We start from the raw sequence: 20,449 nt of genomic DNA on the forward strand, positions 1-20,449 counted from the left end.
ACCGGGTCCAATATGCTGTACCCCGGCCGCCAGGGAAACAATATGACGATTAATATTGGCGATACTGTTTTTTCCAGGACTGGTCGTTTTTGCCGCACGGGCGTTGCGATCGTGCTGCTGGCCATAAGTGGCTGTTCGAGCACCGGTATGGAAGGCTCGACGCCTGTCGCCAGTGCCGAGGGACCCAAGGACACGGCCACCTTTCCAAACCTGAACATTCCGCCGAAGGTGGCGGCGCAGCAATTCACCGAGGCTGAAAAGACCGCCAAGCTTGCCCAGTTGAAGGCGGACGAGCGAGCCCAAGCAGCGAAGAACAGCGGCGCCAAGCCCACCAGCCCGGCCGAACTGACCGCGCTGGCAAAGCAGCACGGCGGTGACACGCTGAAGCAGATCGAAGGCAAATGTGACCTTACCCTCGACCCTACTTGCAAATAGGGTTATATCGCGCGCCCAGAAACCCCCTCGCTGTCTGGAACTGCCATGGAAGAATTTCACAAGGTCCGCCGGCTTCCGCCCTATGTCTTCGAGCAGGTCAACCGGCTGAAGGCCAGCGCCCGTTCGCGCGGCGCCGACATCATTGATCTTGGCATGGGCAATCCTGACCTGCCGACACCCAAGGCCATCGTCGACAAATTGTGCGAGGTGGTGCGTGATCCGCGCACACATCGTTATTCGTCATCGCGTGGAATTCCGGGCCTGCGTCGCGCCCAGGCCAGCTACTATGCTCGCCGCTTTGGCGTGAAGCTCAACCCGGATACGCAGGTCGTGGCGACGCTGGGCTCCAAGGAAGGCTTCGCCAACATGGCGCAGGCCATCACGGCTCCTGGCGACGTGATCCTGTGTCCGAACCCGACCTATCCGATCCACGCCTTCGGCTTCATCATGTCGGGCGGCGTCATCCGTTCGCTGCAGGTTGAGCCGGACGATGGTTTCATCCCGGCGGTCGAGCGCGGCATCCGCCATTCGATCCCGAAACCGCTGGCGCTGATCCTCAACTATCCGTCGAACCCGACGGCGCTGGTCGCTTCGCTCGACTTCTACAAGGATGTCGTGGCCTTCGCCAAGAAGAACGACATCATCATCCTGTCCGACCTTGCCTATTCGGAAATCTATTTCGACGGCAATCCGCCGCCGTCGGTGCTGCAGGTGCCAGGCGCGATCGACATCTGCGTCGAGTTCACCTCGATGTCGAAGACGTTCTCCATGCCCGGTTGGCGCATGGGCTTTGCCGTCGGCAATGAGCGGCTGATCTCGGCGCTGACGCGGGTGAAGTCCTATCTCGACTACGGCGCCTTCACGCCGATCCAGGTTGCGGCGGCGCACGCGCTCAACGGCGACGGCGCCGATATCGCCGAGGTGCGCGACATCTATCACAAGCGTCGCGATGTCATGGTCGACGCCTTTGGCCGCGCCGGCTGGACCATTCCGGCGCCGGCGGCATCCATGTTTGCCTGGGCGCCGATCCCCGAACCGTTCCGCCATCTGGGCTCGCTCGAATTTTCAAAACTGCTTATCGAGCATGCCGATGTGGCGGTGGCGCCGGGCGTCGGCTTTGGCGAATATGGCGACGAATTCGTTCGCGTGGCGCTGGTCGAAAATGAGCACCGGATCCGCCAGGCGGCGCGCAACATCAAGAAATTCCTGTCGTCCAGCGCCAAGCAGCCCAACAATGTGGTGCCGCTCTCCGCCCACCGCTGAGTTGCCACACATCATATCGATCGATTTTTTTGAGGGACGTCGCCGGACATGGCTGAAGCATTGCGTGTTGGAATCGCCGGTCTCGGCACTGTCGGCGCGTCGGTAGCGCGCGTGCTGCGTGACAAGGCAGCGGAACTGACCCGGCAGTGCGGGCGCGATATCGTCGTCACCGCCGTTTCGGCGCGCGACCCCAAGCGCGACCGCGGCATCGATCTTGGCGCGACGCTTTGGTTCGACGACGCGGTGAAGATGGCGCAGACCGCCGACATCGATGTGTTCGTCGAACTGATCGGCGGCGACGAAGGCCCGGCGCGTACCGCCGTGAAGGCGGCTCTCGAGGCCAGCCGTCACGTCGTAACCGCCAACAAGGCGCTGCTGGCCAAGCATGGCGTGGCGCTGGCCGAGATAGCCGAGAAGAAGGGCGTGCTGCTCAACTACGAGGCGGCTGTGGCAGGCGGCATCCCCGTCATCAAGACGATGCGCGAAGCGATGGCCGGCAATTCGGTCACCAGGGTCTTCGGCATCTTGAACGGCACATGCAACTACATCCTGACCCGCATGGAAGCCGAGGGCATTTCGTTCGACGAATGCCTGAAGGACGCACAGCGGCTGGGCTATGCCGAAGCCGATCCGACCTTCGACATCGAAGGGCAGGACACCGCGCACAAGCTGTCGATCCTGACCAGCCTTGCCTTTGGCACCAGGATCGCCGCCAACGACATCTATATGGAAGGCATTTCCAACATCACCCAGGCCGACATCCGTGCGGCCGCCGATCTCGGCTACCGGATCAAACTGCTCGGCGTCGCCCAGCGCACCGAGAGCGGCATCGAGCAGCGCGTGCATCCGACCATGGTGCCGACTGCCTCGGTCATCGCGCAGGTGCATGGCGTCACCAATGCCGTGGCGATCGAGACCGACATTCTGGGCGAGCTGCTGCTTTCAGGGCCGGGCGCCGGTGGCAATGCGACCGCGTCGGCGGTGATCGGCGACATCGCTGATATCGCCAAGAGCCGGCCCGGTTTCCAGCACGGCCCGGTCTTCGGCCGACCAGCCAAGGAATTGAAGCCCTACAAGAAAGCGCAGATGCGCAGTCATGCCGGCGGTTACTTCATCCGGCTGACCGTGCATGACCGCATCGGTGTGTTCGCGGCAATCGCCAAGCGCATGGCGGACAATGACATTTCGCTGGAATCGATCGTGCAGCATGCTGTCAATGGCGAGGCCGAGGCGCAAAAGACGGTGATCCTCGTTACCCATGAGACCACCGAAGCAGCAGTGCGCAAGGCCGTCGACGGCATCACCAAGGACGGCCATCTGACCGACAAGCCGCAGGTCATCCGCATCGAGCGGGCCGGGTAGAAATCAACCGGCCTTCGCCGCTTGGCCCGTCGAGGCCAATGAATTCTCCCTTGACCCGGTCGAGTCATGGCGATCGGAACGAATTTGCGCGCCCGCCGTTCTCTTGGTCTACAAACCAAAGGAACCTTTCAATGGCCGATGCAAACAAGTCCGACGTCCCTCACATCGACGATATCCAGAAGACTCTCGAAAAGCAGATCGCTGAACTCCGCAAGGAGATCACCAAGATCAACAAGAGCATTTCGGAGCGGGGCGCCGAACTGGTCGACGATGCCAGGGAACAGGCGTCCGACATGTATGACACCGCCGCGGCGCGTGCGTCGCGAACCGCTCAGCAGGTACGGACTCAGGCCCAGGCCGTATCCGAGGTCGCACGGGACAACCCGGGCACGACCACTGCTGTCGTCGGCATCATCGGCCTGATCGGGTTTCTGGCCGGAATTGCGGTGGGACAGGCGATGAGCGACACGCCACGCCGCTGGTATCAATAATTTCATAGTTGGCCGGCTTTGCCGGCCTTTTCGTCTCGGCACGCTGATTTTTCAAGGAGGGTTTTATGGCGTCGTCCATGCTGATAGGCATTCTGATCACGTTTCTGGTGATCATTCTCGTTCTTTATCTTGTACAGCGGCTTCCGCTCGATGCCAGGATGCGACAGATCGTTCAGATCATCGTCATCATCATCGGCATCATCTCGCTGCTGAAGTATCTCGCGGTCTTCTAGAGCAGAATCTGATCATTCCGGCTCATATCCTGTTGCGGCGAAGTAGTTGGCGCACTCGGTTGGTGTGAAGCAAGGCAGTGCGGCGCTGATGGTATCCCACAATTCCGCGACGGTTCGTGCGGCGGCTTTGCGTAGAATCGATTTCAGCTTGGAAAAGGCGTTCTCGATCGGGTTGAAGTCGGGGGAATAGGGCGGGAGGAACATCATCCTTGCGCCGGTTGCTTCGATCGCCACACGGGCGGCTGCGCTTTTGTGCGCCGGCAGGTTGTCGAGGATCACGACATCGTCGGGCCGCAGCGTCGGCACGAGAACCTGCTCGACATAGGCGACAAACCATTCGCCAGTCATCGGGCCGTCCAGGACCATTGGCGCGGTCATGCCAGTGAGGCGCAGGGCGCCGGTGAACGTCGTCGTCTTCCAATGGCCATGCGGGATTGGCGATCGGCACCGCATCCCGCGCTTCGTGCGCCCCCGCAGTCGAGCCATCTTTGTCGAGGCTCCGGTCTCGTCGATGAAGACCAGATGCTCGGGATCAAGGTCGGGCTGGGCGTCGAACCAGGCGTTTCGTCGCGCCGCCACGTCTGGCCGCTCCTGCTCGCTGGCGTGCGCCGTTTTTTTTGAAGGTCATGGAGTGACGATCGAGAAACCGCCAGATCGTGCTCGTCGCAAACGACGCGCCATGCTCCTGTCGCAGCAACTCGGCGAGTTCGACCAGCGTGATGTCCACCCGCCTCTCGATCGCCGCCAGGATGATGTCGCGATACGCTTCAACGCGGTGGGACCGCCTGTCGCCGCCCTGCGGCTTTGCGCAGGTGGCTCCGGTCTCGCGCCATTCCCGGACCCAACGCACCGAGCTTGCCGCCGCCACGCCAAATCGCGCCGCTGCCGCCCGTCGCGACAGGCCGCCATCAACCGCTGCGACCACCCGAGCCCGCAAATCTTCCGATAAGGATTTCGCCATGCCATGCCGGCCTCCGAATCCAGCAGATATGCTGAATCAGATTTCCAATCCCAACGAAACCCCTATCGATTCTATCCGCTCGGATTTTGCTCTAGGACACCGCAACGCCGCGCGGGCGAACGAGCATTGCAAAAGGCTCGTTCGGGTCGCAAGCGGGGAAATCCAATCTGATCCGACGCACGCCCGGTCCATCATGGCCGGACGTGCTTCGTTATAGTGCCGGACTTCAATCGATTGATATTGTTGCCTTTTCGAGAAATCCCCCAGCAGGTCTTGCCGTTGTCATGCTCGTTTGACAAAAGAGACGCGCCTCCGGCGGGAGGCCGCATGCCAACGAGGATTTCCACCAGATGAATGTGGCTCACAACATTGTCGCCGGTCTCGACCGGATACTCACCATGGAACTGGTGCGCGTCACCGAGAGGGCCGCGGTGGCGGCCGCCAGACTGCGTGGGCGCGGCGACGAAATGGCCGCCGACCAGGTCGCCGTCGATGCCATGCGCCAGGAGCTCAACCGCCTCGCCATCAAGGGCACGGTGGTGATCGGCGAGGGCGAGCGTGACGAGGCGCCGATGCTCTATATCGGCGAAGAGGTCGGCACTGGCAAAGGTCCGGCCGTCGATATCGCTCTCGATCCGCTCGAAGGCACGACGATCTGCGCCAAGAACCTTCCCAATGCACTTGCCGTCATCGCGATCGCCGAGAAGGGCAGCCTGCTGTTTGCCCCCGATGTCTACATGGACAAGATCGCCATCGGTCCCGGCTATGCCGAGGGCATTATCAACATCGATGCAACGCCCGCAGAAAACATCGCCAGCCTGGCCAAGGCCAAGGGTGTCGCTGTGTCCGACATCACGGCTTGCATCCTCGACCGGCCACGTCATGCCAAGCTGATCGAGGCCGTGCGCGCCACGGGTGCGGCGATCCGGCTGATTGGCGACGGCGACGTTGCCGGGGTCATTCATACCACCGACCCCGAGGAAACCGGCATCAACATCTATCTCGGCACCGGTGGCGCGCCGGAAGGCGTGCTGGCCGCTGCCGCCTTGCGCTGCACTGGGGGACAGATGGAGGGCCGGCTGATCCTCGATACGCCGGAAAAAGTCGCGCGGGCCGCGAAGATGGGCATCTCCGATCCGAAACGGATCTATCGGACTGACGACATGGCGCGTGGCGATGTGTTGTTCGCTGCCACCGGCGTCACCGACGGCAATATGCTGGCCGGCGTCAAGTTCGGCCGCAACTACATCACGACGCATACGATCGTGCTGCGTTCGTCGTCGCGAACGGTGCGCGAGATCAAGGCACGACACCAGGACCTGGAAAAGTTTTGATACCTTCCTGTTTAGCCGTCGCATATTGTGAGAAATGACAATTCGCGGACGGCGCGTCGCATGACGGGCGAAAGACGACTTTTCCTTGATGTCAGGCAGTCGGCGACCGGTGTTTCCTGGGAACACCGGCTGACGGCGCGGCAGGACATGACGGCGCTCGCCATAGCGCAAGGCCATGGCGTGCCCGACATCGTCGCCCGCGTGCTTGCCGGGCGTGGCGTGACCGCGGAACAGACCGAGCGCTTTCTCGATCCGACCATCCGTGACCTCCTGCCTGATCCGGCGTCGCTGACCGACATGGAAAGGGCTGCCGCACGCATCGCCGCAGCTGTGGTGACCAAGGAGAAGGTGGCGATCTTCGGCGACTATGATGTCGACGGCGCCGCCTCGTCGGCGCTGCTGAAGCGGTTTCTCGCGCATTTTTCTGTGCCGTCGGAGATCTATATCCCAGACCGGATTTTCGAGGGATATGGCCCCAATCCCGATGCGATGCGTGAACTGGTTTCGCGCGGCGCGACACTGATCGTCACCGTCGACTGCGGTACCAACAGCGCGGCTTCCGTCGATGCGGCGATGCAGGCCGGCGCCGATGTCGTGGTGCTCGACCATCACCAAGTTGGCGGCCCGTTGCCGGAGGCCATTGCCGTGGTTAATCCCAACCGCGAGGACGACCTTTCCGGACAAGGCCACCTTTGCGCGGCGGGTGTCGTCTTTCTCACACTGGTCCAGACGGCAAAAATACTGCGCGGGCGCCTGACCGACGCGCCGCCGCCTGACCTGCTTTCCATGCTGGATCTGGTTGCCCTGGCGACCGTCTGTGACGTGGTGCCGCTTATCGGCGTCAACCGCGCCTTTGTCGTCAAGGGACTGCAGGTGGCGCGACAGCAGAAGAATGAGGGCCTGGCGGCACTGGCGCGTGTCTCGCGCATCGGCGAGCCGGTCAGCACGTTCCATCTGGCCTATCTGATCGGGCCGCGCATCAACGCCGGCGGGCGCATCGGCGACGCTGCACTTGGCAGCCGGCTGCTCGCCACCGACGATCCGGTCGAGGCCCGTACCATTTCCGAAACGCTGGACCGACTCAACCAGGAGCGGCAGCTGATGGAGCAGGAGATGCTGGCGGCGGCGCGCGCCGAGGCTGACGCCGAGCTTGCCGGCGGCAATGGTCCGGCAATCGTTGTCACCGCCAGCAACAACTGGCACCCCGGCATCGTCGGCCTGCTTGCCTCGCGGCTGAAGGATCATGCGCGCCGCCCGGCCTTCGCCATAGCCTTCAACGCCAATGGTGTAGGCACGGGTTCAGGCCGCTCGGTGTCGGGCTTCGACCTCGGCCGCCTGGTGCGCGAGGCGGCGGATGCCGGGCTGATCGTCAAGGGCGGTGGCCATGCCATGGCGGCGGGCATCACGGTAGAGCGCGCGAAACTCGGCGAGCTCAGGGCCTTCTTCGAGGAGCGTGCGGCTGGCGATGTGTTCCGGTTGCAGGACGAGGAACGCCTGGCGATCGATGGCGCGCTCGCGGCCGAGGGCGCGACGCTTGGCCTGCTCGACGCGCTGGAAAAGGCAGGTCCGTTCGGTGCCGGGCATGTGGCGCCGGTCTTCGCGCTGCCGCGCCATCGTCTTGCCGACGCGCGTCCGGTTGGCACCAATCACATCCGTGCCGAACTGCAGTCGGAGAGCGGTGGCCGCATCCAGGCGATCGCCTTCCGTGCCGTTGATACCACGCTTGGCGAGTTCCTGTTCAAGAACCGGGGCAAGACCGTACACGTCGCCGGCTCGCTGTCAGGCAATTACTGGAACGGCAACCGAACGGTGCAATTTCGCATCACCGATGCCGCGCTTGCCTGAACCCGGTTAACTCAACACCGTTTGCAATCGGGTGAGTTCTCCGATCTGGGCCATCGTTGCCTGATAGCCGAGGTTGATCGCCTCTCCGGCACGATGGAATTCGGTCAGGCCGATATGGCTGAGCTTCGGCTGCAGCGACATATCGGGAGGATCGCCCGCCAGCCGCGCCCGTGAAATGCGATCCTGGATGATGTTGAAGGCTTCGACCATGACGCCGGTGATGCCAAGCCGGGTCTGGTGCGATTGGCGCTCGGAGTCGGCCTGGCCGCCTCGTGGCGCATCCTTCTCGTCCCTCAGTTCGCCAGCGCTGTGCTTGATGACGGCAGCGCGGCCGAACAGGTCATAGTGAAGATTGACAGCCACCACGAGCGGTTGCTCGTAGGCGCGGCAGACCGAGACCGGCACCGGATTGACCAGGGCTCCATCGACCAGCAAGCGGCCATTGCAGTCCACCGGCTCGAAGACGCCGGGCAGCGCATAGGAAGCGCGCATGGCGGTGATGAGCGACCCGCTCGACAGCCAGATTTCATGGCCGGTGCGGATCTCCGAGGCGACACAGACAAACGGCTTGGGCAAGTCCTCGAAACGAATGCCCGCCATATGCTCGCGCATGCGCGCGTCGAGTTTCATACCGCCGAACAGACCGCTGCCGCGCAGGTTGAGATCAAGCAGGCCAAAGATGCGCCGCTTGGTCAGGCTGCGCGCGAACTCTTCCAGTTCATTCAGTTTGCCGGCAAGATAACAACCGCCGACCAGCGCGCCGATGGATGTGCCGGCTATCATCGATACTTCAATACCGGCTTCGTCGAGCGCGCGCAGCACGCCGATATGGGCCCAGCCTCGCGCACAGCCGCCACCCAATGCCAGGGAGATGCCGGTTTTCTTGGGGTGGGTCGGTTCGGACGTGCCGCCGGACGAGGAGAGGCCGTTGGCTTCTCGAACGTCTGGCCTGTTACGCAATGACGCCCACTCGAGCATCATGATCTCCCTTGTCCCGCATCTCTTGTACCGAAAGGATGTTTGAGAATAATGAACATGAGTGATTTGTGAATATGGAATGGTTCACAAAGGCTTCCGATACGTCTCTTCCGCATCGAACAGCGGTTTGCTGCCGTCGTCGGCAAGCGTCCCCTTGCCGTCGATCAGCCCCACCGTCCGATAAAAGCATGAACGTCGACCAGTGTGACAGGTTGCATCGTGGCCCAACACTTTGACGCGCAGCCACAATGCGTCCTGGTCGCAGTCGGTCCGTATCTCGACGACATGCTGGAAATTGCCGGAGGTCTCGCCCTTTTTCCAGAGCGCGTTGCGCGAGCGCGACCAGTAGTGGGCGATGCCGGTTTCCAGCGTCAGCGCCAACGCTTCGGCGTTCATGTGCGCGACCATCAGAAGCATGCCGTCGGCTTGATCGGTGACGACGACCGTGACGAGGCCGCTGGCGTCGAAGCGCGGTGAAAAGACCGGGCCTTCCTCCAGTGCCTTCTTGTCCGATGAAGCTTTCGGGAATTCCAGTGCCGACATCGCCGATTCATTTTCCTGTTTGACCATGATCTTATCCGAAAACCGGTCCCCACTTTTCGCTGGCGCGGTCCTTCGGTTCGGGATCATGGTCTGGCGAACCGGCGAGGGCCTGTCAGGCCCTGCCGCCGCGCACCATGGTGACGAAGCGGACCTGCTCCTCGGGCGTGTCCTTGAACACACCGGTGAAGGTCGAGGTCAGCGTTGTGGAACCCTGCTTGCGGATGCCGCGCATGGCCATGCACATGTGCTCGGCCTCGATCATGACGGCGACACCGCGTGGATTGAGCACGTCCTGGATGACGCCGGCGATCTGCGCGGTCATCGCTTCCTGGGTCTGCAGGCGATGGGCGAAGATATCGACCACGCGCGCGATCTTGGAGAGCCCGACGACCTTGCCGTCCGGCAGGTAGCCGACATGGGCCTTGCCGATGATCGGCACCATGTGGTGCTCGCAATGCGAGTGGAATATGATGTCCTTGACGATGACGAGGTCGTCATAGCCAGCGACTTCCTCGAAGGTGCGGCCAAGTTCCTCGGCCGGGCACATGTCGTAGCCGCCGAACATCTCGCGGAAAGCCTTCGTCACGCGCTTGGGCGTATCGATCAGGCCCTCGCGGTCCGGATTGTCGCCGGTCCAGCGCAAAAGCGTGCGCACCGCAGCCTCGACCTCGGCTTCACTCGGCCGGTCCGTGACCGGCTTCTCCATATAGGCGGATTGGGGCATGAGTTTCTTGATAACGGCATCCATAAAAGGCGTCTCCCGTAGTTCCCCTCGGTGGAGGAACGAGTTGAACGGACCACAACCTTCGGTTTCAGAAACTCGCCCGGTTTCCGGCCCCGTAAGCGGCGTGAACAGATTTGGCAAGGACGCGGCTTATGGTTGCCTTGTCGATACCCGACTGCCAGCATTATATATGGTCGTGCGCAGCGAAAGGAAGACGCTACAGCGGCAATCGCTGTTCGCTTGGCGGCGACGGATTGGAAAAATATGATCGACGACGTCTACAATGCGAAAATTCTGGGTTTTGCCGGAAACATCGCGCGCATCGGTCGCCTCGATCACCCGGACGCGACGGCGAAAGCGCATTCCAAGCTGTGCGGTTCGACCGTGACGGTCGATCTCAAGATGGAAGACGGCGTGGTCACCGATTTTGCTCATGACGTGAAAGCCTGCGCGCTCGGCCAGGCTTCATCCTCGATCATGGCGCAACATGTGGTCGGCGCCACCGCGGACGAGTTGCGCGCGGTGCGCGAGACAATGCTGAAGATGCTCAAGGAAGGCGGCACGCCGCCAGACGGTCGCTTTGCCGACCTGAAATACCTGGAGCCGGTGCGCGACTACAAGGCGCGCCATGCGTCAACGATGCTGACTTTTGACGCCGTGGTTGACGCGATCGGCCAGATCGAGAAGCGGGCCGAAGAGGCAGCCTAGCCCTAGATATCATCCAGAAAACGCCGGCTTTCCGCAAATTCACTGCGCACCCAATCGGCGAAAGCCCTGGCCGGTTCGGACAGGTTGCGCATGCTCCTGGCCACCAGCCAGTAAGCCCCACATGTGACGTTGGTGTCGAACGGCTTGATCAAGGTACCCGCGGTCAACTCCTCCTGCACCAGCAAAAGGTCGCCAAGCGCCACGCCGTGGCCGAGCATGGCCGCCTGCTTGGCAAGCGAGGCGTCCGCCAGCAATGGACCTCGCTCGGGTATTGCGTCATCGGCGACGCCGGCCGCCTCGAACCATCGTGCCCAGTCCTGACGGTTTTCCTCATGCAGCAACGTGTGGCGACGCAGATCGGTCGGGCTTTCCAGCGCCGGGCCGGATTTGAAGAGCGCTGGAGCCAGCACCGGCGAATCGATCACCGGCGCCATCAGTTCCGCTTCGCTGCGCGGCCATGACGTGGCGCGTGCGCTGAATCGCAAGGCCAATTCCGCCTGATCGCTGCGGAAGTCGATCAGGCGCGTGTCGACATCGAGGGAAATGTCGATATCCGGCCGCAACTGGCGGAAGCGATTGAGTCTTGGCACCAGCCAGGATGTGGCAAGAGAGGGGTCGACACTGATACAGGCCACGGCCTGCGCCGGCGTCGCCACCAGATCCGAAAGCAAGCCGTCAATGGCGTCGAAACTCCTGACCAGTTGGTCCAGCAGACGTTGACCAGTGTCGGTCAGTTCGACGCGGCGGTGGTGCCGTTCGAACAAGGGCTGGCGCAGGAAGATTTCGAGTTCGCGCACCTGACGGCTGATTGCCGCTTGCGAGACGAAAAGCTCCTCTGCCGCGCGGCTGAAACTCAGGTGCCGGCCGGCCGCTTCAAAACTTCTCAATGCTGTTAGCGGCAGGCGTCCGCGCTTCATTCGCATAATCTCAAGTCATACGATGTCGAAATTATACTCGTTTGAGGACGAAGGCCAGCGGCGGTCTAATCGGCCTTCAAAGGAGATATGGCCATGTTCCAGTTCATGGAGATTTTCGGCGAGGTGATGCGGATCGTGACGTTCCAGAGGCAGAGCGAGAACCCGTCTCAATTGCATGAAGAAGGGAATCCATCCCATCGCCGGGTGTCCAGGCCTGATCGTTGCACCGCGCCGTTTCGCCGGTAAACAATGCTGCTGAAACCGCGACGCGGAGCAGGGGATTGCGTTCCCCGCTGGGAATTCACATCTATGCCGGGGAACGCGATGCGGAGATTGCGATGCGTGACGACCATCCGCATGTGCATGCCGCCAGGCCATCCCAGCGCGGGCGCAACTGGCCGGGCCCCTGGCGCAAGACGCCGGGGCGTATCCTTGGCACGTCCATCGTGCGCCTTTACCAGCTGACGCTTTCAGGCTTTGTCGGCAATTCCTGCCGGCACCTGCCGACCTGCTCGGAATACGCGCATGAGGCGATCGCCCGTCACGGACTGTGGGCCGGCGGCTGGATGGGATTTTTCCGGGTGCTGCGCTGCGGTCCCTTCGGCACGCACGGCATCGACCGCGTGCCGGAGGTACTCGATCAGCGCTATGTCTGGTTCATGCCTTGGCGCTACTGGCGGATCGGCAGGAAACGGGGCGAAGCCAAGGCCTGACGGTGGCCCAACTTCAAAGTCGGACTATTTCGCACCATTCAGCATCATGCTGGGCCGTCGTTGTGATGCCCCCCGTCTCAGGTCTGCGATTTCAGGTAAATCTGTATCACTTTGTGGGTTTTGCCACGACGCGACTTCTGTCCAAAACCAGTTGCCGATAGGTGATCGTCACAGGCGAGGCCCAGTCATCTTTTTATATTCCCTCCAAATTCGGGTCGCCATATGTACTATGTACCGCTCATGGTAATATAAAAGATACATAATAATAAATAAAACAACAGCGAAAGCGAATGTTCCAACCAAAGATATTATAAATTCTATCGGGGTTTTTTCAAATTCAACCAATCGAAACTTATCTCTGATTTCGCCAGTTAATAACGCTGATACTGATATGCCTATAGTATATCCCATCAAGCCGATCAGCGCGATATAAGCTATAATTTTTTCCAAACACCCATGATCAATAAGGCCCTAAAGTTTTAAGCATTCGTACTGGTCACATTCTGTTCTGATATTAATTCCCATAATCCGATTTTGGGTACAATGCCCCAGAAATCAACGCATGGCAGTAGGGGTAAATGGAAAGAAGGTGAAACCGTTGTGCATCATACTGATCTCGATTCGCGGGAATGTCGCGGGCACAAACTTTTACGATCCGGTAGGGTTAACACAAACCTGCACAAAGACTGCTCATTTGAGACAAAATCGAGACAAGAGACCTCGTTAAGCCGCTCGCCAACATCCTCTCAAGAGCGAGCTTCAAATGCGCCAGATCGACCGTCTTCCCTTCATCCTTGCCGGTATCCTGTTCCTGCTTGCCTGGCTGCTGGGATTTCCGATGCGCGCTCAGTCGGCGCCGCTGGACGATGTCCAGTGCACGGTGATCCTCGATGCGGCGAGCGGCAAGACGCTTTATCAGGACGGTGTCTGCGACCAGCGCTTCAGCCCGGCCTCGACGTTCAAGGTGCCATTGTCGCTGATTGGCTATGACGCGGGCGTCCTGGGCGACGAGCATACGCCGACTTGGGACTACAAGCCCGAATTCAACGCGGTGAAGCGAGATCAGAAGGCCGTCGACCCGACGATCTGGGAAAAGGATTCAATCCTCTGGTTCTCAAGGGAGATCACCCGCCGGCTTGGAGAGAAGAACTTTGCCGGCTATGTGTCAAAATTCGACTATGGAAACAATGATGTTTCCGGCAACCAGGGCAAGAATGACGGCCTGACGCATTCCTGGGTGAATTCCTCGCTGAAGATCACGCCGATCGAACAGGTGAATTTCCTGCGCCGGCTGCTTGACCGCAAGCTGCCGGTTTCGGCCAAAGCTTATGACATGACCAAGGCGATCATACCGACATTCCAGGCCGATGACTGGAGCGTGCAGGGCAAGACCGGAAGCACCAGGCTTCGCAACGATGCCGACAAGGTCCAGGACAAGCGCTCGCTTGGCTGGTTCGTCGGCTGGGCGCGGAAGGGTGATCAGCGGATCGTCTTTGCCCGTCTTGTGGTCGACACCAAGCGCACCGATATGCCGAAGGGGCTCAAGACACGGGCCGGTTTCCTGAAGGACCTGCCTGAGCTCATCAAGTAAAGAATGACGTTTGACCCGGCTTTACCGCGGCGGGATCTGCCCATAAAAGACAGCCCGCCGCCGGACGCATCCGGCTCTTACCTGTGCATGTCGCCCAAGACGGTTCGCCTTGGGCTCCATGCATTTCAACCACCCGCGCTCGTTTGCGGGACTGGATAGGAGAAAACCATGTTGAATTCCGTTTCCCTCACATTTCCCGATGGCTCCGTCCGCGAATATGACGCGGCGATGACCGGTTCTGGCCTTGCCGAATCGATCTCGAAGTCGCTGGCCAAGAAGGCGGTCGCCTACAGCATCGATGGCGCGGTGCGCGATCTCTCGGATCCGCTGGGCAAGTCCGGCAAGGTCGAGATCGTCACCCGCGACGATCCGCGCGCGCTAGAGCTCATCCGTCACGACACCGCCCATGTGCTGGCGGAAGCGGTGCAGGAACTGTGGCCTGGTACCCAGGTGACCATCGGTCCGGTGATCGAGAACGGATTCTATTACGATTTTGCTCGCAACGAGCCGTTCACGCCCGACGATTTTCCGGTGATCGAGAAGAAGATGCGCGAGATCATCGCGCGCAACAAGCCGTTCACCAAGCAGGTCTGGTCGCGCGAGCAGGCGAAAAAAGTGTTTGCCGACAAGGGCGAGCGCTACAAGCTGGAACTGATCGACGCCATTCCCGACGACCAGGATCTCAAGATCTACGCGCAGGGCGACTGGTTCGATCTATGCCGGGGGCCACACATGGCCTCGACCGGGCAGATCGGCAACGCCTTCAAGCTGATGAAGGTGGCCGGCGCCTATTGGCGCGGCGATAGCAACAACCCGATGCTGACGCGCGTCTACGGCACGGCATGGGCCGACCAGGCACAACTCGAAGCCTACCAGACGATGCTGGAGGAAGCGGAAAAGCGCGACCACAGGAAGGTCGGCCGCGAGATGGACCTGTTCCATTTCCAGGAAGAAGGGCCTGGCGTCGTCTTCTGGCACGCCAAGGGCTGGAGGATGTTCCAGAACCTGGTCAACTACATGCGCCGTCGCCTCGACGAGCAGGGCTATCAGGAGGTCAACGCGCCGCAGGTGCTCGACAAGAGCCTGTGGGAGACATCGGGCCACTGGGGCTGGTATCGCGACGCCATGTTCAAGGTGACCGTCGCCGGTGACGATACCGACGACGATCGCGTTTTCGCGCTGAAGCCGATGAACTGCCCCGGCCATGTGCAGATATTCAAGCATGGTCTGAAGTCCTATCGCGACCTGCCGGTGAAGCTCGCCGAGTTCGGCAATGTGCATCGCTACGAGCCGTCGGGCGCGTTGCACGGGCTGATGCGCGTGCGCGGCTTCACCCAGGATGACGCGCACATCTTCTGCACCGAGGAGCAGCTTGCGGCGGAATGCCTGCGCATCAACGACCTCATCCTCTCTACCTATGCCGATTTCGGTTTCGATGAGGTCAGCGTCAAGCTGTCGACACGGCCCGACAAGCGCGTCGGCACCGACGAGGCGTGGGATCACGCCGAGGCGATCATGGGCAGCGTGCTGGAGACGATCCGGACGCGGTCGGGCAATCGCATCAAGACCTCGATCAACCCGGGCGAGGGCGCTTTCTACGGGCCGAAGTTCGAATATGTGCTCAAGGACGCCATCGGCCGCGAATGGCAGTGCGGCACGACGCAGGTCGACTTCAACCTGCCGGAGCGTTTTGGCGCCTTCTATATCGGCGCCGATTCGGAAAAGAAGCGTCCGGTCATGGTGCATCGCGCCATCTGCGGTTCGATGGAGCGCTTCCTCGGCATCCTGATCGAGAACTATTCGGGCCATTTCCCGCTCTGGTTCGCGCCTCTGCAGATCGTGGTGGCGACGATCACCTCTGATGCCGACGACTACGCACTCAAGGTCGTCGCGCGATTGAAGGAGGCCGGGCTGCTGGCCGAAGCGGACTTGCGCAACGAGAAGATCAACTACAAGGTCCGCGAACATTCGCTGGCCAAGGTTCCGGTCATCCTGGTCTGCGGCAAGCGCGAGGCGGAAGAGGAGACGGTCAACATCCGCCGCCTCGGTTCGCGCGACCAGGAATCGCTTGGCCTTGGCGAAGCCATCGCCCAGCTTACCGAAGAAGCGATCACGCCGGATCGCAGGCGCAAGCGCGCGGCCTGATCAGTCGGTTTCCGAACGAAATGGCGGTGGAGCGATCCACCGCCATTTTCACATGCCTGTCACGCCAAACTTGTAACGAACCTCTTATGCTCAAACTGAAGATGCGCGAAAAACCGTTTCCCGAGCTCTCCTATGCCAATCCGTGTCAGCCGGCGCTGGCGCGGTGGGTGATCCATTCCATCGAGGGCCTTTCGGGCCGGGACCGTTTCGCCGCACTTTACGATTTCTGGCGCCGCCAGGTGGTGCCGACCGGCGAGCGCGTGTTCAGCCGTATGCTGGAGCTGATCGACGTCCGGATTCGGACCGCAGACCAGTGGCCGCCCGCGCAATTGCCTGACACGCCGCTGGTGATCGTCGCCAACCATCCCTTCGGCATTGGCGACGGCATTGCGGTGCTGTCGCTGGCCGAGCAGATCGGGCGCCCGTTCCGGGTGATGATCCACAAAGACCTTCTCAAGATCCGCGAGATGGAACCCTATTCGCTGCCGGTCGATTTCTCGGAAACCAAGGAAGCGTTGAAGAACAATCTGGCCGTGCGCCATGAGGCGGTGCGCCTGCTCAAGGAAGGCGTCACCATCGTTGTGTTTCCGGCGGGTGGCGTCGCCACCGCACCGAAAGGCTTTGGCCGGGCGCGCGATCTGCCGTGGAAGATGTTTCCGGCCCGCCTCGTCCAGGATGCCAAGGCGTCCGTCGTGCCGATGCATTTTTCCGGCCAGAACGGCAGGCTCTTCCATCTGGTCAGCGGCCCGATGAACATGGCTGAACGTGATGGACGCGTGGCAAAATTCGTCGGCAAGGCCTCGCTTACCTTGCGCGTTTCCCTGCTTATCCACGAATTCGCGCGCCTGTCCGGCAAGCCGATCGACGTTCGTGTTGGCGATGTTCTGAGCTGGAACGAACTGGAGCCGTTGCGCGATCGCAAGGCGCTGCTTGACCGGCTCTATCGCGGCGTTTTCGACCTGGCGCCGGCTGTGCCGCGCCGCCGGATCCCGTTCCTGCCGGCACGGACCAAGCTGGCCGCCTAAGGTCATTCGCCTAACGAATTGACCGCCATGTTGATTGTCATGGCAGTTCAGGACTGGAGAACGGCAGAGCGCTAATCCGCGCCTTCTTCTGGATCCATCGCAGCGGCTTCGTTGGCCAGAACCTCGATCTCCTGGTTCTGCCCGGCCACGACCGTAAAGTCCTTCTGGTAGATACGGTCGCGGTTCTTGGCGATGATGGTGTAGTCGCCTTCCGCGAGCACCATCGAGGCGAACGCGCCGACGGTTTCCTTGATCGGATCACCGGATTCGTTGAGCAGCGACCACGACGTGTCCGCGATCGCCTCGCCACCCGTCTCACGCACCAGCTTCATCGTTATCTCTGCTGCGTGATGCTCGACGGTCGCTTCCGTCAGCTTGCCGGCCTCGACGCGGATGTCCGAACGGATGACGGCGTTAACGGCACCGTAGGTCGAGACGACATGGTAGATGCCGGCATTGAGCCGCACCACGCTGTTGGGCTCGACATCGGGGATGATCAGCGCGCGGTCGCCATTGGGCTCGGCATGGCCTTCATAGATCGAGAAGCGCAGCTTTTTCGGCGGGATGTGCGCGCCGCCCGACAAGACGGCGTCGAGCTTCAGGCCGCCGGCATCGAGCACGAGGCTCTCGCGTTTGGCATCCCGGCTGACGGTGATGCGCTTGGTGGCGCCGGCCCGGCCATAGGAGGCGTGGACCAGATAGCTGCCTGGTTCGAGCTGGAACACCGCAGTGCCGCCATGTGCCGAGGCGACCATCGGCAGTTTGCCGTTGACCGCTTCCGGCTTGAAGACGCGCCACACGATGCCGCGTGTGATGTCGGCGCCCTTGTCCTTGTCCGTCAATTGAGCCGATAGGGTGATGGCGCCGCTGCTTCCGGTTGCCAGCGTGGTGTCGCCCCTGGGCGTCGCGTAGCTCGAAATTCCCGGAAGCTTCCGGTTGTTGATGCCGTCTTTTTCCTGTGCACCAGCAAGCGAAGCCGGCACCATGAACAGCGCGGCACCGAGCCAAACCAGCAAAAGGCGCAGAGTCCCCTCAAACATGCCTTGCGTTGAAGCCCATGGCGGTGGCAATTTCAAGGCTTAAGAGTCCGATACGCTTCTGTTAGATGACTCTTCAAGTCCGGCGCGCCGCGCCAATGCCCGAGCCGCCTGAATTCCCGCATGGCGCGCTTCAGCTCAAAATCGAGTGTTTTAGGAGATTGCGCCCATGGCGTCGCCGATCATCGACTTCCTGCTGACCCGCAATTCCGCGCCGATCCTGGATTTGAAGGAGCCGGCACCCAACGACGCGGATATCGCGACGATGATTGCCGCGGCCACGCGGGTTCCCGATCACGGCCGGCTGGAGCCCTGGCGCTTTATCCTCTATCGCGGCGAGGCGCGTGTCGAGATCGGCCGGAAACTGGCAGCCCTTGCCGAACAGCGCGAAGGACCCTTGCCGGAAGGCCGCCGCAACCAGGAACTGGCCCGGTTTTCGCGTGCCCCATTGGTGGTCGGCGTGGTGTCGGTGCCGAAGGAGAATCCGAAGATCCCGCAATGGGAGATGTTCCTGTCCGGCGGCATGGCGGCGATGAACCTCATGATATCAGCCAATGCGCTGGGCTATGGCACCAACCTGATCAGCAACTGGTATTCCGACGTGCCGGAGGGTAGGGCCATCCTGGGCCTGGCGCCGAACGAGCGTGTCGTCGGTTTTGTCCATATCGGCTCCTACGCCGGGCCAGCGCCAGAGCGGCCGCGGCCCGATCCAGCAAAGCTCTATGCCGACTACGCGGGACCCTGGAACGGCTAAGATGTTCTACGAACCGTCCAAGGGCCATGGCCTGCAGCATGATCCGTCCAAGGCGATCGTCGCGCCGCGGCCAATCGGTTGGATCTCGACGCTGAACGGGGCAGGCGAGGTCAATCTCGCGCCCTATTCCTTCTTCAACGCCGTGTCGACGCGGCCATTCATCGTCTGGTTTTCCTCGGAAGGTGAAAAGGATAGCGCCACCTTTGCTCAGGAGACGGGCGAATTCGTTGCCAACCTCGTCAGCCGCGACCTTGCCGAAAAGATGAACCGCACCTCCGTCGACGCGCCGCGCGGCGTCAACGAGTTCGCCTACGCCGATCTCGCCATGGCGCCCTCACGTCTGGTCGCGCCGCCGCGCGTGGCGGCAGCGCCGGCCGCGCTCGAATGTCGGGTGACCGAGGTCATCCGACCAAAGGCACTGGATGGGACGACGGCGAGTGCCGTCGTCGTCGCCGGCGAAGTGGTCGGCGTATACATCGACGATGCCTTCCTGCAGGACGGTATGTTCGACATCACCAAGGCCGGCAATGTCTCCCGTCTCGGCTATATGGACTATGCCAGTGTCAGCGAGATTTTCTCGATGCGACGGCCGCGCTGGGAAGCGGACTAGGAACTTGGGGCCTGTTCCACCGTTCGTCGCCGGGCTGTCATGACGGCGCGCACGTAGCCGGGTTCGCTGATCCGGATGCTTCCGTCGGGGAGGCCGAGTATGCGGTCGAGAGCGACCTCGTAGAGCCTGACGCGTTTCTCCAGGGTTTCGATGGCGACGTCCATGTCGGCGTCGCTGCCGCTTGCGATCGCCTTGGCGACGACGCCATGCGTGGCCATGCCGAACTGCATGACCATGTCGGCGACGCCCTCCGGATCGAAGGTGCGGAACGTTCCGTCTTCGACACCTTGCCTGATGATCTTGACCAGCAGAGGCGAAAACGACGCGCCGGCCGCCAGGTTGATGCGATGGAAGAGCACCAGGTTTTCCGGTCGGAACATCGTCTCGAAAAGAGCCCAGGCTTCCGACGCGGTCTCGATCTTGGCCTGCCGGGACTTGGCAAGCAGACCATTCAGGCGGTTGAGCGGATCGAGACCGGGATCGTCGAGTACATCCTGGACACCAGCCAAAGCCTGTCTCGCGAAGCGCTCGGCCAACGCCTCCAGAAGAGCCTCCTTGGAGGCGAAGTAGTGATAGAAGGCGCCTTTCGAGACGCCGGCGGCCGCAATCACGTCATTGAGGCTCGCTCTGTCGTAGCCATGGGCCAGGAACAGGGCCTGGGCCTGGTCCAGGAGTTCTTCTCGCCTGAGCTCTGGATGCTTGATGACACGTGGCATGACCATACCTTCTGCACGCGGCGGCGGTCCTCGTCCAGATGCGTGATACCAGCTTGCAAGATAG

General features: G+C 61.5%; 22 protein-coding genes. 15 read left to right on the forward strand and 7 right to left on the reverse strand.

Features of this window, described 5'->3' with window-relative positions; translation table 11 throughout:
- Positions 1-12: 12 nt before the first annotated feature.
- The 5 genes from LGH82_RS01520 to LGH82_RS01540 all read left to right on the forward strand — a co-directional run bounded on the left by LGH82_RS01520 (position 13) and on the right by LGH82_RS01540 (position 3,784).
- A complete protein-coding gene (locus LGH82_RS01520) occupies positions 13-435 on the forward strand; it encodes a hypothetical protein (protein WP_227346996.1) in 423 nt (140 codons plus the stop codon).
- Between the two features lie 45 nt (positions 436-480).
- Positions 481-1,698 carry an LL-diaminopimelate aminotransferase gene (locus LGH82_RS01525; RefSeq protein ID WP_227346997.1) on the forward strand — a complete coding sequence of 406 codons (1,218 nt, stop codon included), beginning with the start codon at positions 481-483 and terminating at the stop codon, positions 1,696-1,698.
- Positions 1,699-1,746: 48 nt separating this feature from the next.
- Positions 1,747-3,060, forward strand: coding sequence for a homoserine dehydrogenase (locus tag LGH82_RS01530; protein ID WP_227346998.1), 1,314 nt, complete (start codon positions 1,747-1,749; stop codon positions 3,058-3,060).
- A gap of 131 nt (positions 3,061-3,191) precedes the next feature.
- The gene (locus tag LGH82_RS01535) at positions 3,192-3,551 is read left to right on the forward strand and encodes a hypothetical protein (RefSeq protein WP_227346999.1); all 360 of its coding nucleotides are present in this window, start codon (positions 3,192-3,194) and stop codon (positions 3,549-3,551) included.
- A gap of 65 nt (positions 3,552-3,616) precedes the next feature.
- Entirely contained in the window at positions 3,617-3,784 is a 168-nt protein-coding gene (locus tag LGH82_RS01540; protein ID WP_081293949.1) for a Thivi_2564 family membrane protein, read from the forward strand.
- A gap of 12 nt (positions 3,785-3,796) precedes the next feature.
- Here the strand turns inward: LGH82_RS01540 and LGH82_RS01545 are convergent.
- A protein-coding gene (locus LGH82_RS01545; RefSeq protein ID WP_227343924.1) for an IS630 family transposase occupies positions 3,797-4,745 on the reverse strand; the annotation gives its coding sequence in 2 pieces (ribosomal slippage) (positions 3,797-4,403 and positions 4,402-4,745; 951 coding nt in all).
- Between the two features lie 350 nt (positions 4,746-5,095).
- On the opposite strand from LGH82_RS01545, the gene glpX reads away from it, so the two are divergent.
- Positions 5,096-6,079, forward strand: a complete 984-nt coding sequence (gene glpX / locus LGH82_RS01550) for a class II fructose-bisphosphatase (RefSeq protein ID WP_227347000.1) — start codon at positions 5,096-5,098, stop codon at positions 6,077-6,079.
- A gap of 60 nt (positions 6,080-6,139) precedes the next feature.
- Positions 6,140-7,924 carry a single-stranded-DNA-specific exonuclease RecJ gene (recJ, locus tag LGH82_RS01555; RefSeq protein ID WP_227347001.1) on the forward strand — a complete coding sequence of 595 codons (1,785 nt, stop codon included), beginning with the start codon at positions 6,140-6,142 and terminating at the stop codon, positions 7,922-7,924.
- 6 nt (positions 7,925-7,930) lie between these two features.
- Here the strand turns inward: recJ and LGH82_RS01560 are convergent, their stop codons facing one another.
- The 3 genes from LGH82_RS01560 to folE all read right to left on the reverse strand — a co-directional run bounded on the left by LGH82_RS01560 (position 7,931) and on the right by folE (position 10,193).
- Entirely contained in the window at positions 7,931-8,902 is a 972-nt protein-coding gene (locus LGH82_RS01560; protein ID WP_227349449.1) for a patatin family protein, read from the reverse strand.
- 84 nt (positions 8,903-8,986) lie between these two features.
- Positions 8,987-9,445 carry a phosphoribosyl-AMP cyclohydrolase gene (gene hisI, locus LGH82_RS01565; RefSeq protein ID WP_227349450.1) on the reverse strand — a complete coding sequence of 153 codons (459 nt, stop codon included), beginning with the start codon at positions 9,443-9,445 and terminating at the stop codon, positions 8,987-8,989.
- Between the two features lie 112 nt (positions 9,446-9,557).
- The gene (gene folE / locus LGH82_RS01570; protein WP_227347002.1) at positions 9,558-10,193 is read right to left on the reverse strand and encodes a GTP cyclohydrolase I FolE; all 636 of its coding nucleotides are present in this window, start codon (positions 10,191-10,193) and stop codon (positions 9,558-9,560) included.
- 240 nt (positions 10,194-10,433) lie between these two features.
- Between folE and LGH82_RS01575 the strand changes: the two genes are divergently transcribed.
- Positions 10,434-10,877 (forward strand): iron-sulfur cluster assembly scaffold protein, encoded by a 444-nt coding sequence (locus LGH82_RS01575; protein WP_227347003.1) that lies wholly within the window; start codon positions 10,434-10,436, stop codon positions 10,875-10,877.
- A gap of 2 nt (positions 10,878-10,879) precedes the next feature.
- Here the strand turns inward: LGH82_RS01575 and LGH82_RS01580 are convergent, their stop codons facing one another.
- Positions 10,880-11,794 (reverse strand): LysR substrate-binding domain-containing protein, encoded by a 915-nt coding sequence (locus LGH82_RS01580; RefSeq protein WP_227347004.1) that lies wholly within the window; start codon positions 11,792-11,794, stop codon positions 10,880-10,882.
- 93 nt (positions 11,795-11,887) lie between these two features.
- Here LGH82_RS01580 and LGH82_RS01585 point away from each other — a divergent pair, with 93 nt between their 5' ends.
- The 5 genes from LGH82_RS01585 to LGH82_RS01605 all read left to right on the forward strand — a co-directional run bounded on the left by LGH82_RS01585 (position 11,888) and on the right by LGH82_RS01605 (position 17,268).
- The gene (locus tag LGH82_RS01585) at positions 11,888-12,040 is read left to right on the forward strand and encodes a hypothetical protein (protein WP_227347005.1); all 153 of its coding nucleotides are present in this window, start codon (positions 11,888-11,890) and stop codon (positions 12,038-12,040) included.
- A gap of 92 nt (positions 12,041-12,132) precedes the next feature.
- On the forward strand, positions 12,133-12,507 hold the full coding sequence (gene yidD, locus LGH82_RS01590) for a membrane protein insertion efficiency factor YidD (RefSeq protein ID WP_227347006.1): 375 nt from the start codon (positions 12,133-12,135) through the stop codon (positions 12,505-12,507).
- 763 nt (positions 12,508-13,270) lie between these two features.
- Positions 13,271-14,098: a class D beta-lactamase gene (gene blaOXA, locus LGH82_RS01595; RefSeq protein ID WP_227347007.1), complete on the forward strand. Its 828-nt coding sequence runs from the start codon at positions 13,271-13,273 to the stop codon at positions 14,096-14,098.
- 168 nt (positions 14,099-14,266) lie between these two features.
- The gene (gene thrS / locus LGH82_RS01600; protein WP_227347008.1) at positions 14,267-16,243 is read left to right on the forward strand and encodes a threonine--tRNA ligase; all 1,977 of its coding nucleotides are present in this window, start codon (positions 14,267-14,269) and stop codon (positions 16,241-16,243) included.
- An 86-nt stretch (positions 16,244-16,329) separates the two neighbouring features.
- Positions 16,330-17,268 (forward strand): lysophospholipid acyltransferase family protein, encoded by a 939-nt coding sequence (locus tag LGH82_RS01605; RefSeq protein WP_227347009.1) that lies wholly within the window; start codon positions 16,330-16,332, stop codon positions 17,266-17,268.
- A gap of 71 nt (positions 17,269-17,339) precedes the next feature.
- On the opposite strand, the gene LGH82_RS01610 is transcribed toward LGH82_RS01605, so the two are convergent.
- Complete coding sequence (locus LGH82_RS01610; protein WP_227347010.1) at positions 17,340-18,308, reverse strand: hypothetical protein; 969 nt, start codon at positions 18,306-18,308, stop codon at positions 17,340-17,342.
- Between the two features lie 166 nt (positions 18,309-18,474).
- Here LGH82_RS01610 and LGH82_RS01615 point away from each other — a divergent pair, with 166 nt between their 5' ends.
- Positions 18,475-19,059, forward strand: coding sequence for a nitroreductase (locus tag LGH82_RS01615; RefSeq protein ID WP_227347011.1), 585 nt, complete (start codon positions 18,475-18,477; stop codon positions 19,057-19,059).
- A 1-nt stretch (position 19,060) separates the two neighbouring features.
- Complete coding sequence (locus LGH82_RS01620) at positions 19,061-19,669, forward strand: flavin reductase family protein (RefSeq protein WP_227347012.1); 609 nt, start codon at positions 19,061-19,063, stop codon at positions 19,667-19,669.
- On the opposite strand, the gene LGH82_RS01625 is transcribed toward LGH82_RS01620, so the two are convergent.
- A complete protein-coding gene (locus LGH82_RS01625) occupies positions 19,666-20,385 on the reverse strand; it encodes a TetR/AcrR family transcriptional regulator (protein ID WP_227347013.1) in 720 nt (239 codons plus the stop codon). The genes LGH82_RS01620 and LGH82_RS01625 overlap by 4 nt on opposite strands.
- Positions 20,386-20,449: the final 64 nt, after the last annotated feature.

It is taken from the genome of Mesorhizobium sp. PAMC28654 (genome assembly GCF_020616515.1).
Taxonomy (GTDB): Bacteria; Pseudomonadota; Alphaproteobacteria; order Rhizobiales; family Rhizobiaceae; genus Mesorhizobium.

What these genes read in the sequence shown, in the direction of transcription:
- LGH82_RS01585 (WP_227347005.1), top strand. Translation starts at nt 11,888, where the DNA reads ATGTTCCAGTTCATGGAGATTTTCGGCGAGGTGATGCGGATCGTGACG.
- LGH82_RS01615 (WP_227347011.1), top strand. Translation starts at nt 18,475, where the DNA reads ATGGCGTCGCCGATCATCGACTTCCTGCTGACCCGCAATTCCGCGCCG.
- LGH82_RS01605 (WP_227347009.1), top strand. Translation starts at nt 16,330, where the DNA reads ATGCTCAAACTGAAGATGCGCGAAAAACCGTTTCCCGAGCTCTCCTAT.
- LGH82_RS01530 (WP_227346998.1), top strand. Translation starts at nt 1,747, where the DNA reads ATGGCTGAAGCATTGCGTGTTGGAATCGCCGGTCTCGGCACTGTCGGC.
- yidD (WP_227347006.1), top strand. Translation starts at nt 12,133, where the DNA reads ATGCGTGACGACCATCCGCATGTGCATGCCGCCAGGCCATCCCAGCGC.
- LGH82_RS01575 (WP_227347003.1), top strand. Translation starts at nt 10,434, where the DNA reads ATGATCGACGACGTCTACAATGCGAAAATTCTGGGTTTTGCCGGAAAC.
- thrS (WP_227347008.1), top strand. Translation starts at nt 14,267, where the DNA reads ATGTTGAATTCCGTTTCCCTCACATTTCCCGATGGCTCCGTCCGCGAA.
- LGH82_RS01560 (WP_227349449.1), bottom strand. Translation starts at nt 8,902, where the DNA reads ATGCTCGAGTGGGCGTCATTGCGTAACAGGCCAGACGTTCGAGAAGCC.
- blaOXA (WP_227347007.1), top strand. Translation starts at nt 13,271, where the DNA reads ATGCGCCAGATCGACCGTCTTCCCTTCATCCTTGCCGGTATCCTGTTC.
- folE (WP_227347002.1), bottom strand. Translation starts at nt 10,193, where the DNA reads ATGGATGCCGTTATCAAGAAACTCATGCCCCAATCCGCCTATATGGAG.
- LGH82_RS01610 (WP_227347010.1), bottom strand. Translation starts at nt 18,308, where the DNA reads ATGTTTGAGGGGACTCTGCGCCTTTTGCTGGTTTGGCTCGGTGCCGCG.
- LGH82_RS01580 (WP_227347004.1), bottom strand. Translation starts at nt 11,794, where the DNA reads ATGAAGCGCGGACGCCTGCCGCTAACAGCATTGAGAAGTTTTGAAGCG.
- LGH82_RS01540 (WP_081293949.1), top strand. Translation starts at nt 3,617, where the DNA reads ATGGCGTCGTCCATGCTGATAGGCATTCTGATCACGTTTCTGGTGATC.
- hisI (WP_227349450.1), bottom strand. Translation starts at nt 9,445, where the DNA reads ATGTCGGCACTGGAATTCCCGAAAGCTTCATCGGACAAGAAGGCACTG.
- glpX (WP_227347000.1), top strand. Translation starts at nt 5,096, where the DNA reads ATGAATGTGGCTCACAACATTGTCGCCGGTCTCGACCGGATACTCACC.
- LGH82_RS01620 (WP_227347012.1), top strand. Translation starts at nt 19,061, where the DNA reads ATGTTCTACGAACCGTCCAAGGGCCATGGCCTGCAGCATGATCCGTCC.
- LGH82_RS01520 (WP_227346996.1), top strand. Translation starts at nt 13, where the DNA reads ATGCTGTACCCCGGCCGCCAGGGAAACAATATGACGATTAATATTGGC.
- recJ (WP_227347001.1), top strand. Translation starts at nt 6,140, where the DNA reads ATGACGGGCGAAAGACGACTTTTCCTTGATGTCAGGCAGTCGGCGACC.
- LGH82_RS01535 (WP_227346999.1), top strand. Translation starts at nt 3,192, where the DNA reads ATGGCCGATGCAAACAAGTCCGACGTCCCTCACATCGACGATATCCAG.
- LGH82_RS01525 (WP_227346997.1), top strand. Translation starts at nt 481, where the DNA reads ATGGAAGAATTTCACAAGGTCCGCCGGCTTCCGCCCTATGTCTTCGAG.
- LGH82_RS01625 (WP_227347013.1), bottom strand. Translation starts at nt 20,385, where the DNA reads ATGCCACGTGTCATCAAGCATCCAGAGCTCAGGCGAGAAGAACTCCTG.